This window comes from Candidatus Arthromitus sp. SFB-rat-Yit (genome assembly GCF_000283555.1).
Taxonomy (GTDB): domain Bacteria; phylum Bacillota; class Clostridia; order Clostridiales; family Clostridiaceae; genus Dwaynesavagella.
This window is the reverse complement of the sequence record NC_016012.1, coordinates 761,147-776,524: the sequence shown is the minus strand read 5'-3', so window position 1 is coordinate 776,524 and position 15,378 is coordinate 761,147. Positions and strand designations below refer to the sequence as shown.

13 protein-coding genes are annotated in these 15,378 nt (G+C 27.8%); 11 read left to right on the top strand and 2 right to left on the bottom strand.

Annotated elements, in window-relative coordinates; all coding sequences use genetic code 11:
• Nucleotides 1–120 precede the first annotated feature (120 nt).
• The 8 genes from der (at nt 121) to RATSFB_RS03580 (ending at nt 9,423) form a co-directional block, all read left to right on the top strand.
• Entirely contained in the window at nt 121–1,443 is a 1,323-nt protein-coding gene (gene der, locus RATSFB_RS03615; protein ID WP_014094691.1) for a ribosome biogenesis GTPase Der, read from the top strand.
• Nucleotides 1,440–2,438: an NAD(P)H-dependent glycerol-3-phosphate dehydrogenase gene (locus RATSFB_RS03610; RefSeq protein WP_014094690.1), complete on the top strand. Its 999-nt coding sequence runs from the start codon at nt 1,440–1,442 to the stop codon at nt 2,436–2,438. Before der ends, RATSFB_RS03610 begins: the two co-directional genes overlap by 4 nt.
• 158 nt (nt 2,439–2,596) lie before the next feature.
• Nucleotides 2,597–4,078, top strand: a complete 1,482-nt coding sequence (spoIVA, locus tag RATSFB_RS03605) for a stage IV sporulation protein A (protein WP_044035540.1) — start codon at nt 2,597–2,599, stop codon at nt 4,076–4,078.
• Nucleotides 4,079–4,251: 173 nt separating this feature from the next.
• Nucleotides 4,252–4,449, top strand: a complete 198-nt coding sequence (locus RATSFB_RS03600; RefSeq protein WP_044035539.1) for a hypothetical protein — start codon at nt 4,252–4,254, stop codon at nt 4,447–4,449.
• Between the two features lie 111 nt (nt 4,450–4,560).
• Complete coding sequence (locus RATSFB_RS03595) at nt 4,561–5,448, top strand: DUF4214 domain-containing protein (RefSeq protein ID WP_014094688.1); 888 nt, start codon at nt 4,561–4,563, stop codon at nt 5,446–5,448.
• Between the two features lie 112 nt (nt 5,449–5,560).
• On the top strand, nt 5,561–6,436 hold the full coding sequence (pdxS, locus tag RATSFB_RS03590; protein WP_014094687.1) for a pyridoxal 5'-phosphate synthase lyase subunit PdxS: 876 nt from the start codon (nt 5,561–5,563) through the stop codon (nt 6,434–6,436).
• Nucleotides 6,437–6,442: 6 nt separating this feature from the next.
• Nucleotides 6,443–7,021 carry a pyridoxal 5'-phosphate synthase glutaminase subunit PdxT gene (pdxT, locus tag RATSFB_RS03585; protein ID WP_014094686.1) on the top strand — a complete coding sequence of 193 codons (579 nt, stop codon included), beginning with the start codon at nt 6,443–6,445 and terminating at the stop codon, nt 7,019–7,021.
• Nucleotides 7,022–7,182: 161 nt separating this feature from the next.
• Nucleotides 7,183–9,423, top strand: coding sequence for a glycoside hydrolase family 31 protein (locus RATSFB_RS03580; RefSeq protein ID WP_014094685.1), 2,241 nt, complete (start codon nt 7,183–7,185; stop codon nt 9,421–9,423).
• Between the two features lie 15 nt (nt 9,424–9,438).
• Here the strand turns inward: RATSFB_RS03580 and RATSFB_RS03575 are convergent, their stop codons facing one another.
• Both RATSFB_RS03575 and RATSFB_RS03570 read right to left on the bottom strand, forming a co-directional pair.
• Nucleotides 9,439–10,740: a glycoside hydrolase family 125 protein gene (locus RATSFB_RS03575; protein WP_014094684.1), complete on the bottom strand. Its 1,302-nt coding sequence runs from the start codon at nt 10,738–10,740 to the stop codon at nt 9,439–9,441.
• 6 nt (nt 10,741–10,746) lie between these two features.
• A complete protein-coding gene (locus RATSFB_RS03570) occupies nt 10,747–11,430 on the bottom strand; it encodes a DUF624 domain-containing protein (protein WP_014094683.1) in 684 nt (227 codons plus the stop codon).
• Nucleotides 11,431–11,743: 313 nt separating this feature from the next.
• On the opposite strand from RATSFB_RS03570, the gene RATSFB_RS03565 reads away from it, so the two are divergent.
• The 3 genes from RATSFB_RS03565 to RATSFB_RS03555 all read left to right on the top strand — a co-directional run bounded on the left by RATSFB_RS03565 (nt 11,744) and on the right by RATSFB_RS03555 (nt 15,366).
• A complete protein-coding gene (locus tag RATSFB_RS03565; protein WP_014094682.1) occupies nt 11,744–13,270 on the top strand; it encodes a response regulator transcription factor in 1,527 nt (508 codons plus the stop codon).
• A gap of 168 nt (nt 13,271–13,438) precedes the next feature.
• The gene (locus RATSFB_RS03560) at nt 13,439–14,398 is read left to right on the top strand and encodes an ABC transporter permease (protein WP_014094681.1); all 960 of its coding nucleotides are present in this window, start codon (nt 13,439–13,441) and stop codon (nt 14,396–14,398) included.
• A gap of 20 nt (nt 14,399–14,418) precedes the next feature.
• On the top strand, nt 14,419–15,366 hold the full coding sequence (locus RATSFB_RS03555; protein WP_014094680.1) for a carbohydrate ABC transporter permease: 948 nt from the start codon (nt 14,419–14,421) through the stop codon (nt 15,364–15,366).
• The last annotated feature ends 12 nt before the right edge of the window (nt 15,367–15,378 follow it).

Genomic DNA, 15,378 nt, shown 5'->3' with positions numbered 1-15,378 from the left:
TATTTAATTAGAAATAAATATTGTGTTATAATACAATAAGTACATAAAATTAAGATTAAATAATTTATGAGTTTAAATTAAAAACATATTTTATTTCTAGATATATTGGAGGAATAAAAAATGAAAAAACCAATCGTTGCAATTGTTGGTCGTCCTAATGTGGGAAAATCTACATTATTTAATAAAATTGTTGGGGATAGAGTTTCTATAGTTGATGATTCTCCAGGAGTTACTCGTGATAGAATTTACAGAGATGCAGAATGGCTTAATCATAAATTCATAATGATTGATACTGGTGGTATTGAATTTAAAACAAGTGATGATATGTTTAAAAATATGAGGATTCAAACAGAGCTTGCAATAGAAACTGCTGATGTTATTTTATTTCTTGTAGATGGAAAATCTGGTCTTGTAGATGGGGATAGAGAAATTGCGAGAATACTACGCAAAAGTAAAAAACCTATAATACTTGTTGTAAACAAAATTGATTCTAAAAAAGATGAAATGAATTTTTATGAATTTTATGAATTTGGTTTAGGTGAGCCTTGTTCTATATCATCAACTCAAGCTTTGGGTCTTGGTGATATGCTTGATGAACTTGTTAAACATTTCGATGATATAGAAATTGAAGAAGATGAGGAAGATATTGTTAAAATTGCCTTTGTCGGTAAACCTAATGTAGGTAAATCCTCATTGATAAATAAGTTATTAGGATATAATAGGTCTATAGTGAGTGATTTAGCTGGTACAACTAGAGATTCTATTGATACATATTTTGAAAATGAAATTGGAAAATTTAATTTAATAGATACAGCTGGTATTAGGAAGAAGTCAAAAATTAAAGAGAATATTGAGCATTACAGTGTTATTCGTAGTCTTTATAGTATCGATAGATGTGACGTTTGTATACTTATGATTGATGCAACTCAAGGGGTGACAGAGCAAGATGAAAAAATACTTGGTTATGCACATGAAAGAAATAAAGCCATAGTCATACTTGTAAATAAATGGGATATCGTAGAGAAAAATGATAAAACTTATAATGAATTTAAAAAGAACATACAAAATCAACTTAGCTTTGTTACATATGCTCCGTATCTATTTATATCTGCATTAACAGGACAGCGAATTCATCAAGTTTTAAAAATTGCCAAAAAATGTTATGATAATTATTCAAGAAGAGTTCCAACAGGAATTTTAAATGAAATTATTGGAAGAGCTACTATGATAAAAGAACCTCCAATAGTTGGTCTAAAAAGATTAAAAATATATTATTGTACTCAAGTTGATATCAAACCGCCTAAATTTATATTTTTCATAAATGATGAAAAAACCCTACACTTTTCATATACAAGATATCTTCATAATCAAATAAGAGAAAGCTTTGACTTTGAGGGGACAGGCATAGACATACATTATAAGGAGAGGAAAGAAAAGAAATGAATTTAACATTTTTAGGTAGTGGAAGTTTTGGGACAGCACTTGCTGTGATTTTCTCACAATATAATTTTAATATCAAAATGTATGATAGAAATGTAGATGTCGTTTCTGGGATTAATTGTGACAGAAAAAATATAAAATATTTGAAAAACGTCATCATTCCCGAAAAAGTTATAGCAACAAATGATATTGATGAAGCTGTTTATGATAGTGATATTATCTTTCTTTCAGTTCCATCGCAAGCTATAAGAGAAATATCAAAGAAAATACATAATAAATTAAAGCAAAATGCTATTATAGTTTGTTTGTCTAAAGGAATAGAGTTAAGTACATATAAAAGATTGTCTGAGGTTTTGGAAGAGGAGTTTCCAAATAATTCAATTGTTGTTTTATCTGGTCCGAGTCATGCAGAAGAAGTTGCAGCAAAACAGCCCACAGCACTTGTTGCTACTTCAAAAAATATGGATAAAGCAATTTTAATTAGAGATACATTATCGAATGATGTTTTGAGAATTTATACAAATCCAGATATTGTTGGAGTTGAAATAGGTGGAGCGATGAAAAATATAATCGCTTTAGCTATAGGAATTATTAATGGTATGGGATATGGAGATAATTCAAGTGCAGCTATTATTACAAGATCTTTAAATGATCTTGTAAAGATGGGTATTGCAATGGGAGGACACTTAGAAACGTTCTTCGGTTTAACAGGAATTGGGGATTTAATTGTTACTTGTCTAAGCAATCATAGTAGAAATAGAAAATGTGGTTTACTTATTGGTCAAGGAATGAAACTTAATGAAGCTATTGAAAAAATAGGTATGGTTGTTGAAGGAGTAACAGCTTGTAAAATATTCTATAATATTGCGAAAGAAAAAAACATTGAGGTTCCCATAATAGAATCTATTTATGAAGTATTGTACAATAATAAAGAATTGCATTATATAGAAACAGCATTAATGTCAAGGAATAAAAAAGATGAAAATCTCAATATATAAATTTAAAATTATTAGAAAATAATTTTTGCATGGAGTATTGCTAAATTTTAGCGGTACTCTATTTTTGTTTTTAATAATTATTAGTATTAAATGTCATAAAGTTAAAAAAAGAAAATATATATTTTAATAGATTAAGTTAAATTGTGGAGGTACTTAGATTGGAAAACTTAAATATATACGAAGACATAGCAAAAAGAACGCAAGGTGACATCTATATAGGAGTTGTTGGACCAGTTAGAACAGGAAAATCAACTTTCATAAAAACTTTTATGGATAAAATGGTAATTCCTCGTATCGAAAATTCATTTAAAAAAGAAAGAGCTAGGGATGAATTACCTCAAAGTGGATCTGGAAAAAGCATTCATACAACTGAACCTAAATTTATACCTAATGAAGCAGTTGAAATTAATTTTAATGAAAACTTAAAATTAAAAGTTAGATTAGTTGATTGTGTTGGATACATAGTCGATGAGGCTTTAGGACATTTAGAAGGAGATACTCCTAAAATGGTTAAAACTCCCTGGTTTGATGAAGAAATTGCTTTCGAAGAAGCTGCCGAAATTGGCACAAGAAAAGTTATAACAGACCATTCAACTGTTGGAGTAGTTGTTACTACAGATGGTTCTTTTACAGGAATAGATAGAGAGAGTTATGTTGATGCTGAAGAAAGAGTAATTCTTGATCTTAAAAGTATAAATAAACCTTTTGTAGTAGTTTTAAATACAAAACACCCTGACACATTTGAAACTCAGGAGTTAAAATTAAATCTTGAAGAAAAATATGATGTTCCAGTTGTAGCAATAGATATTGCTAAAATGACAGAAGAAGATATAGAGAAATTATTTAAGAGAGTATTGACAGAATTTCCTGTTAAAGAACTTCATATAGATTTGCCTAGTTGGATAAATGGACTTGATCCTAAACATTGGTTAAAAGAAAATTTCATATCTTTAATAAGAGAGATGAGTCAAGATATAAATAAGATCAGCGATGTTAAAAAGATTACTGATTATATAGTTGAAAAAGATGAGGTTGTAAGTGGAATAGATATAGTAGAAACTAGTCTTGGAAATGGAAAATCTAGAATTAAATTTAATGTTCATAGTAATATTTTCTACAAAATATTAAGTGAAATATGTGGACAAGAGATTCAAGACGAAGGACATTTATTAGAATTTATAAAGGATTTATATAAAGCTAAGGTTGAATATAGTAAAGTTGAACAAGCTTTAAATGATGTTAGAGAAACTGGATATGGTTTAGTTGCACCTCAATTATCTGAAATGAGATTTGAAGAGCCTGAAATTATAAGACAAGGTACACGTTATGGAGTAAAACTAAAAGCATCTGCACCATCGTTACATTTAATTAAAGCTGATATTCAAACTGAAATATCTCCTATAATGGGAACAGAAAGAGAAACTGAAGAGCTTGTTAAATCTTTACTTGAACAATTCGAAAATGATCCATCTAGTATGTGGCAATCAAATATGTTTGGAAAAAGCTTGGAAGTATTAGTTAAAGAGGGACTTCAAAACAAATTATATAAGATGCCAGATGATGTTCAAGCAAAAATTCAGAGGACATTACAAAAGATTGTTAATGAAGGTAGTGGCGGTTTGATTTGTATAATTCTTTAATCTATATATTGTTAAATTAAGCATTTACATTATGTAAATGCTTAATTTTTTATCTTTAAATTAATTTTATAACTTGTTTGTAAAATTTTATTTACATATTTGAGATTATTTTTTATAATTAATGTGATTGCATGATTATAAATTTTAAATGAAATGAAATGGAGTTGAGATGAATGTATCCAAATAAAATTGATTCATCTATAGGAGCTTTTTGGGCAGCCTCTCTGTTCATCGGACTATTGGTTGCAATTATTATTGGTAGAAATGGTAATGGATCTTCAGATTGGATATGGGCAATTATAATAGGTCTAATAATTTTTTTAATTATAGGATTAACTTTACAAGGTATTTTGACGCTTTTAAAAAAGTAATTAAAAATTTTTGGGGAAATATTTATCATTTGTATAAAGTTGGTTGACTAAAGAACGAATTATTATATATAATACTTGCAATGCTATTTATAAAATTTGGAGGAAAATTTAATGAATTTTAGAAAAATAAAGAAAGTTGTAGCATCTGTTTTAGTTTTTTCGTCTATGTTTTTAGCTGGAGCTACTAGTGTACAAGCATCTACATTACATAATACTGACGCAAAAGCAGCAATACATAATGCCAGAGATGGACAAAATATTTATAAAGGAACTGTTTCTGTAAGTGGTGAAACAACTTATTATGGAAGTTATGCAGTTACTATTCCAATTCCTGCTGGTATGGGAAATTATAAATCTAGTGTTGATGGAGATCCTGAGGGTGTAGAAGATGTAAGAAGTGGTAATAACGTTATAATATACGGTTTAATGCCAGGAGTTACTTATAGTTATATGCGTTTAACATTTGAAGATGATTTTAGAGATATAGATTATATTTATAATATCAATCCTTTTACTGTTAGAGGTGGGGCAACTACTCCAGCGCCAACACCAACTCCAGCGCCAACACCGACTCCAGTTCCAACTCCAGTGCCAACACCAACTCCACCACCATCAAATGTAAATAGCCAAGCGTTAAGCAATTATTTAAATACAGTTTACACAAATGTATTTAATAGAAGTATCGATACACAAGGGTTAGATTACTGGAGTGGAAGATTGTCAACTGGTCAGACAACATTAAAAGATTTCTTTAAAAATCTTTTAGTTGAAGCTGAGTTTATGCAAGTTGCACCATCAACTCAAGATAAAATAAGAGCTCTTTATAAAGGTATATTCCAAAGAGATCCAGATCAAGAAGGATTTAATTATTGGGTATCAAAATACAATCAAGAGTTAACTATGCACAATATTCAAAATAAAGCTTTGGTAGATGTTATTGAAGAAATGACAAATGGACAAGAATTTAGTGGTATATTATCATCTTTAGGTATTTATTAAAAATTTTTAGGCTGTACAATTTTTGTACAGTCTTTTTTTGTTTGTTTCCTTTAAAAGTTTTGAGGTGCTATAATTAATTTAAAACTTTAGTTATTATGGAGGTAATGTTTAAGTGAATAATAATCGTTATGAATTGAACAAAGAATTAGCAAAAATGCTAAAGGGTGGAGTTATTATGGATGTTACTACACCTGAGCAAGCAAAAATTGCTGAAGAGTCAGGAGCTTGTGCTGTTATGGCTTTAGAACGTATACCTGCAGATATTCGTGCAGCTGGTGGAGTATCTCGCATGAGTGATCCGAAAATGATAAAAGGAATTCAAGAAGCTGTTTCTATTCCAGTTATGGCAAAATGTCGTATTGGTCATTTTGTTGAAGCACAAATATTAGAAGCAATAGAGATTGATTATATTGATGAAAGTGAAGTTTTATCGCCTGCTGATGATATTTTACACATTAATAAAAGAAATTTTAATGTTCCTTTTGTTTGTGGTGCAAAAGATTTAGGAGAAGCTTTAAGAAGAATTAATGAAGGTGCTAGCATGATAAGAACAAAGGGTGAGCCAGGTACAGGAGATATCGTGCAAGCAGTTAGACACATGAGAAAAATGAATTGTGAAATATCTAAAGTTTCATCGATGAGGGAAGATGAACTTTATAATGTAGCTAAAGAACTTCAGGTTCCTTATGATCTCTTATGTTATGTTCATGAAAATAAAAGGTTGCCTGTTGTTAATTTTGCAGCTGGTGGAATTGCTACTCCTGCAGATGCTGCACTTATGATGCAACTCGGAGCAGAAGGTGTTTTTGTAGGATCAGGAATTTTCAAATCGGGAAACCCTGTAAAAAGAGCAACATCTATTGTACAAGCTGTTACAAATTATAATGATAGTAAACTTATTGCTAAATTATCTGAAGATCTTGGAGAAGCAATGGTTGGAATTAATCCAGATGAAATTGAACTTCTTATGTCTGAAAGAGGTAAATAGTTGTATATGAAAATAGGAATTTTATCTGTGCAAGGAGCTTTTATTGAACATAAAAATATTTTAAAAAAACTCGGAGTTGAATGTATTGAAATAAGACAGAAATTTCATGTAAATATGGATTTTGATGGACTTATATTGCCTGGTGGTGAAAGTACAGTGATGAGAAAGCTGTTATATGATCTAGATATGTTTAATGATCTTAAAGAAAAAATATTGATAGGACTCCCTGTTATGGGGACTTGTGCTGGAGCTATATTACTTTCAGAAAAAATTGAAGGAGAAGGGAATGTATGTTTTGGAACTATCCCAATGACAATAAAAAGGAATGCATATGGAAGGCAATTAGGAAGTTTCTCTATTGATCATGAAATTAAAAATATCGGTGTTTTCCCAATGAGATTTATACGTGCCCCATATATATCCCACGTAACTCCTCGAGTTGAAATTTTAAGCAAGGTTGATAACAAAATTGTTGGTGTTGAATATAACAATCAAATCGCATTATCTTTTCATCCAGAGTTGACAGAAGATGATAGAATCCATAAATATTTCTTGGATAAATGTTGCAAATTTAAATTAAAATAAAAGCATTTGGCTTAATTTTTAGCCAAATGCTTTTTTATACTAAATTTGTATGTAATGAAAAATTTATATTTTGTATGGTAAAATTCAATATTGTTTCATTAATATTAAAACATTCCTTGTTATTTGTGTTAGACTAAATAAAAATTTAGGGAGAAGATAAAATGGAACAATTAAAATATAGAGAAAATTTAAATCAAAAATTTAAATCATATAAAGGAGAGCCCCTTGTTTATGAGGAGATTATTTCAAAAGAAAATACAGTAACTATACTTTACAATCTCAGAAAGGTTTGTGTAGAATATATTAATCAAAGCATTGTGTCAATATTTGTCGGAGGTTTATGTGACGAAAAATCAAATACGAATTCAATTGTTTTAAAGAATGATAAAATCACTCTTACAACCCAAAACATTGGGGACGAAATAATCATATCGAGCGATAAAATAATAACTTGTGTCAATAAGATTGATTCAAGAATTACATTTAAAGATGTATTTGGGAATGTTTTGTGTGAGGATTTTGAGCCATCTTTTAAAGATGAAAATGGATATGTTTATATTTCAAAAGTTAATGATTGTTATGCATATTATGGATTTGGTGAAAGAGGTGGAGATTTAAATAAAATAGGGTGTTATATGGAAAATTTTAATACTGACGATCCAGAAACGGATGATAAATCTCTGGTTTTTTATAAAACAATACCTTTCTATGTGGCATTAAATGATGAAAAAAATTATGGGATATTCTTTGATAATAGTTTTAGAAGTTTTTTTGATATGGGAAGGAGCTATGAAGATAGAATATTTTTCGGAGCTATAGGAGGGCATATACAATATAATTTTATATTAGGTGAAACTATAAAAGATGTTGTTTGTGAATATAGCAATCTAACTGGAAAAATGGATATGCCCCCTTTTTGGAGTCTTGGATATCAACAAAATAGATTTAGTTATATGGATAGCAAAGAAATTCTTCAAATAGTAAATACTTTTGAAGAGAAAGAAATTCCTCTTGATGCAATTTATTTTGATATAGATTACATGGATGGTTTTAGAGTAATGACATTTAAAGTTCCAGAGTTTCAAGATGCGAAATCGCTCATAAGCACTCTAAAAAGTAAGGGGATTAAAACAATAACAATATTAGACCCAGGTGTAAAAGTTGATGAAAATTATAGTGTTTATAAAAATGGTATAGATGGCGATCATTTTGTAAAAAATCCTGATGGAACTTTATATATTGGAGCTGCGTGGGCTAATGATAGTGCATTTCCTGATTTTTCAAATAGTCAGGCGAGGGAATGGTGGAAGAGTGAACTCAAAAAATTTATAGCTAACTATAATATAGATGGAATTTGGAATGACATGAATGAGCCATGTGTATTTAATAATGACTTTAAAACTATACCAGAGAATTGTTTGCATAATGGTGATTATGGGATTTTAGAGCACAAGGAATTTCATAACAGATATGGACTTGAAATGAGTAGATGTTCTTTTGAAGCACAGGAAGAATTAAATAAAAATTTAAGAAGTTTTTCTATGAGTAGAGCTATATATTCAGGAGGTCAGAGATATACTTCGATTTGGACTGGAGATAATACAAGTTTGTGGAGTCAACTCAGAATGTCTATCCCAATGAATTGCAATTTAGGGATTAGTGGTTTTTCTTTTGTTGGAAATGATGTTGGGGGTTTTTCGTCAGATTGTGAAGAAGAATTATTTATAAGATGGATGCAAATCGGAACATTTCTTCCTATATTTAGAAATCATTCAAATAAATATACAAGAAGGCAAGAACCATGGTCTTTTGGTTTAAGAGCTGAAAAAATAGCAAAAAATGCTATAGAGCTTAGATATAGATTGATGCCTTATATATACACATGTTTCTATGAATCTCATAAATATGGTCTTCCTTTGTTTAGACCTCTTGTCATGGAATTTCAAGATGATATAAACGTTATAAATATGAAAGAAGAATTTATGCTCGGAAATTCTATGTTAATTGCTCCGATAGTACATAAAGGAGAAATGTATAAAACTGTTTATCTTCCAGAAGGTAGATGGTATGATTTTATGAGTAATAAAATTTATAACGGTAACAAACGATATAAAATAAAATGTGATTTAGATAAAGTTATTATTTTTGTTAAAGAAGGAAGCATAATACCAACTTATGATGAAAAATATTTAAATACTGAGAACAGACCCAATAAGGTAACTTTTAATGTTTATGGAGATGTAGCAAAGGGAATATATTATTATGATGATGGAAAAACAAATGAATATAAAGATGGGAAATATAATCTTAAAATAATTAAAATAAATATGAAAAATATTATTGAAGATTTTTTAAACAAAGGACTTGATGAGGTTGAAGAATCAAAATACATTTTTATATAAAAAGAGCAATCATAATTATGATTGCTCTTTTATTAGTTTTTTATAGATAAAATCTGCAAAAAGTGAATTTGCCCAAGCAAACCAATCACGAGTAAATTCTTTTGGATTATCTTTATTAAATCCTTCATGCATATAATTAGTGTCGCCATCACAATCGACAAGTATATTTATTAATTTTTCAATCTCATCTTTATTCTCGCTCGTAATTCCTTGTATACATAAAGCTATGTGCCATATATAATTTTCTGGAGTATGAGGGCTTCCAATTCCTGATGCAAAAGATCCTTCGTAATAATAAGGATTGTTTTTACTTAAAATAAAATTTCTTGTATTTTGGTAAATTTCATCATTAAAATTTTTATATCCAATGTATGGTATAGAAAGTAAACTTGGAACATTTGCATCATCCATCAAATTAAAATTTCCAAATCCATCAACTTCATACGCGTATATTTTCCCGAAATTTTCATGTTCAATAATTGCAAACTTATTTATACCATTCTCAATTTCATCTCTAAGAGTAAGAGCGATCTCACTCAAATCGTTATCAAAATAAATTTCAGAAGCTATCTCTGCTATATAAGATAGCACAACAACACAAAACATATTGGATGGAACAAGATATCCATATTTACAAGAATCATCACTAGGTCTAAATCCTGACCAAGTCATACCAGTATAAGTAACAGGATTTCCAAGTCCATTATTAGACAAAGTATCACTTTCAGCACAGTTCAATCTTTGGAAACTATATTTTGATTTCTCGAAATGATATTGCTCAGTTTTCCAAAGATCAATTATCATTTTAAAAACTTTTAAAATATCGTCGTTAAAGAAACTAGAATCAGATGATTCCTTCCAATATTTATACATAAGTCTTATTGGAAAGCAAAGTGAATCTATTTCATATTTTCTTTCCCACACCCAAGGACTATCTTCAGTGATATCATTATCCCATTTGTTTCCATTTGGCTCCTTGTTGAATGCATTTGCATAAGGATCAATTAAAATACATTTAACCTGCCTATTAATTAATCCAACAAATATATCTTTTAGTTCAGGATACTTTTTTATAAAAGGCAAATAATGTTCTACTTGAGAAGTTGAATCTCTAAGCCACATCGCTGGAATATCTCCAGTAATTACAAATGTGTCATTTTCTTCGAAACTCATCGTGGTTTCAATAGTATTTATAAAACAGTTGTAAAACATTTTTTTAAGTTTTTCATTATGAATATTGTTATATAAGTCGGTTGCTATTTTTTTAATAACATCTTTTAATGTATTTAAATTTTGTTTTGTACTCACAATAAACATCCTTTCTTACTCATTATTTCTTTTTGATATATCTTCAAGTTCTTTGAATACAGTCCTATTTACAAAAACTAAACAAAAAGCAAATATAGATGAAACAAATAATAAAATTGCACTATTAATTTCAAATAAAATCAAAAACACAAGTATTAGAAGTATATTTGTTATAGTTAAAATAGGCCTTGTAAATGTTAAAGTAAAACTAAGTCTTAACACTTCAATATTTTTCATTGAGAATCTACTAATGATTAAAAATAAAAACGGTGTGATAATAGCAAGTAAAATTAAAATACCCACAAATATTCCATTTAATATTAAACTTTTAAATATAATTGTGAAAAATTTAATATTTGAATAAAGAATAAATATAATTATCAGTTCAATCGCCCACATAACTAATGCTTGCACAAAATTTAATTTAACTCCCCTTATAAAATCAGCTACTAGAGAAATAGTTTTATTCTTATAAATTTTATTTACACAATATAGTATCACTGTAAACATTGGAGCAGTTGGCAATAAACATACTAAAAATAATGGAAAATATGTGGTTATTCCACCGATTCCTATAAATACAAAAAATAGTATAATTGGAATATTAAATATCCAAAATAGAAGATTAAGTATGAAAAACCAAAATACATAATTAAAAGTATCAAATAATTTTTCAAAATTAAAAATTTCGTTTAACATACATCGCCTCCAAAAAGTTTTCTATTAAACTAATAATAATATAATTTAAAAGGTTTACATTTTCAAACATTACTGTATAATTTAATTGAAATTATATAATAAGTCCATTAAAAATTAATTTATCCCATATTACTTATTAATAAATAATAAAATTCAAAATAAAATATATAATAATAGTTTAATGGATATAATTGGACTTGAGAAAAAAGTATTCTATCAAAAGTTGATTAAAGATATAGTGTATCTCTAATGACAAATGATAATGGTAAAAATTATTAGTATAAAATACCATGTAAAGGTGTGTAGATTTATTATGAATAAAGTTATGTTGGTTTATGATGAAAATTTAATAATTAAAGATTTAATAGAGATATTAAATTGGAATGAGCTTGGACTTAAAATCACAAAAATATCGAATAACAGAAATGATGCTATTAAAAAATTTATAGAAGATCCAGTTGATATCATTATTAGTGATATCAATATACCATATTTAAATGGACTTGAATTACTTAAACATATTAAATCTATTAACAATAAAACAAGATTTGTTATCATCAGTGGATACGATAAATTTTCTTATGTAAAAGAAGCTTTGAAATACGGTGCTGATAATTATATTTTAAAACCTATAGATAAAACTGAACTTAAGCTTACCTTAGAGAAAATAATTATAGATATAAATAATGATAGGGATATTGAAAACAAGATATTAACTAAAAATAGAATTCTTTTTCAATATATAAATGGAAATATTTATAAAAAAGAATTGGTAAAAATAAAAAATTATTTAGGTTTTCCTCTTGAAAATAGAAACTACACAGTTGCAATCATAACATTTATAAATAAGAACAAAAATGATTTAACTATTTTTATAGAAGCTATATTTAAAGAAATCTTCATAGAAGGATATGAAATTTTACATAGATATGATGGGCAGATAATTTTAATAAATTCGTGGGAAAAAGACATTAAATATTCAAAGGTAAAGAATTTCTATGAAAAACTTAAAAACAAAATAATAGGAACTCTTAAACAAGATATTTTTATATCAATAGGTGATTTAACAGATAGCATTGATGAAATTGAATTTACTTATAATATAGCTATGGCTTTAAATAAATACATGCTTACAGAGGGGAAAAATATATGCTTGGATAGGCACTCATTAAAGTATGTTAATAATACCATTACATTTACAAAAGAACTTGAGACTATAAACAAATTGATAATAAAACGCAATTTTTACGAACTTAAAAATTATATTGAAGATATTTTTGATAATAATGAACTAACACCTAAAAATATTTACGATTTTTGCATAAAAATCATATTTTTAATACATAACATACTTGAAGAATTTAAACTTGAAAAAATAAATGATAAATATGAAGATGATAGTTTAAGCAATATAATATTGGAACTTTGTAATGAGAACAACAAAGAAAATATCAAAAAATTTGTTATATATGAACTTAGAGAACTTATTAATCTTATGGTTAATGCTGATATTTGTTACAGCCCTATAATTAGACAAGTTATTAATGTTATAAATAAAAATTACAATGAGGAGTTAAGTTTGAAAACACTTGCACAAAAATACAATATAAATAGTTCTTATTTAGGACAAATATTTACTAAAGAAGTTGGTGTTTCATTTTCTGAATATTTAAACAAGATAAAAAATAACAAAGCAAAGGATCTCATATTAAATACAAATATGAAGATTAATGATATTGCAAAATCTGTTGGATATATAGATACAAGTTATTTTTATAGAAAATTTAAAAAGTATTTTGGTGTATGTCCATCAACTTTGAGAAATATGAAAAAATATTAAAATTAAAGTCTTTATATTTATTTTATAAAAATATAAAGACTTTTTTTGAATCCTTAATTTGTTCACTAAATCTAAAATTTTTAAACTCAAAGCAATGATTGTTATATGTTATAGTTTAATTGTTCGGTTAAAAGATATACACAAATATATATGAAGGGGTTGAGTTGTTTGTCTAGGGTTAAGAATTCTAATAAAGTTAAAAAGAAATCTAAACTTAAAACTTTCAGAGAGAATAAAGAGCTTTTATTTCTTACAATTCCGGGTACACTTTGGTTCTTGGTTTTTGCGTATTTACCTATGTTCGGTATAATTTTAGCTTTTAAAAATTGGAGAATTCATGGAGGATTTTTAGAGAGTTTAATTAAAAGTGAATGGGTTGGATTACAGAATTTTAAATTTTTATTTGGAAGCAGTGATGCATGGCTCATTACAAAGAATACCATTCTTTACAATATGGCTTTTATAATTTTAGGTATAGTTGTTCCTGTAACACTTGCAATTCTTTTAAAAGAACTATTAAATAAAAAGTTATCAAAATTTTATCAGAGCGCAATGTTTCTTCCATACTTTCTGTCTTGGGTAGTAGTAAGTTATTGTTTATATACTTTTTTGAGTCCAGATAAAGGATATTTAAACAGTATAATTACTTCTTTAGGTGGAGATCGGATATCTTGGTATACAGAACCGAAATATTGGGTTTTTATAATTATCTTTATGAGTCAGTGGAAAGGTGTTGGTTATGGAACAGTTGTTTATTTAGCTTCTATTTGTGGTATAGATAAATCGTATTTTGAAGCTGCTATGATAGATGGTGCAAACAAATTTCAACAAATAAAGTATATTACTTTACCTTTATTAAAACCTGTTTTAATAATTATGTTCATAACAGCTGTTGGTGGAATATTTAGAGCTGATTTTGGATTGTTTTATCAACTTCCAAAAGATTCTGGAGCATTATATTCTGTTACAAATGTTATTGATACTTATGTCTACAGAGGACTTATTAACCTAGGGGATATCGGTATGAGTTCTGCTGCCGCTTTATACCAATCTTTTGTTGGACTAATTCTTATTTTAGTTACAAATGGAATAGTTAGAAAGGTTGATAAAGAAAATGCATTCTTTTAATAAAAGAGGTGATTGGATTTATGAGTAGAGTATCAAAAAATAAAAAGGCACCACAGCCAGAAGAAAAGGTTATGAAATTTAATGCTATATCTCGAAAAACTAATTTTACGTTCAATTTGTTATTTATAATATTATCCGCACTGTGTATCATTCCATTTATATTTGTTGTTATTATTTCATTTACGAGTGAACAATCACTTCAATTAAATGGTTATCAATTTTGGCCTTCTGAATGGAGTCTTGATGCTTACAAATATATTTTTACATCAGGAAGCAATATTTTAAATGCGTATGGAATTACGATACTTGTTACAGTAACAGGTACTTTTCTTGGGTTAGTAATAATGACAACATATGCATATGCTTTATCACGCAAAAATTTTGCTTACAGGAATTTTTTCACAAAGCTTATATTTATACCTATGTTGTTTTCAGGAGGTATGGTAGCATCATATTTAGTTGTTACTAGATTTTTGGGGTTGAAAAATAATTTGCTAGCACTTATTTTACCTCTTTGCGTTAGTTCTTTCCATATTATAATTCTAAGAACATTCTTTAAAACCACTGTTCCAGATGCAATCATTGAATCTGCAAAAATTGATGGAGCATCTGAATGGTTCTTATTTTTAAAGATAGTTTTACCAATATCACTTCCAGCAATAACAACAATAGCATTATTTTTAACTTTAGGTTTTTGGAATGATTGGTTTAATGCCATGCTTTATATAGATAATAATAGTTTGATGCCACTTCAATATTTGCTTGTAAAATTAGAAAAATCTATAGAGTTTTTAACTAATAATTCCTCTAGTCTTGGTATAACTGCCGTTGAACAAGCGTCAAAATTACCAAAAGATACAATAAAAATGGCTATTGTTGTAATATCAACATTGCCAGTAATATGTGCGTATCCATTTTTTCAAAAATATTTTGTAAGCGGACTCACTGTTGGAGCCGTAAAAGAGTAATAAAAGAGGAGA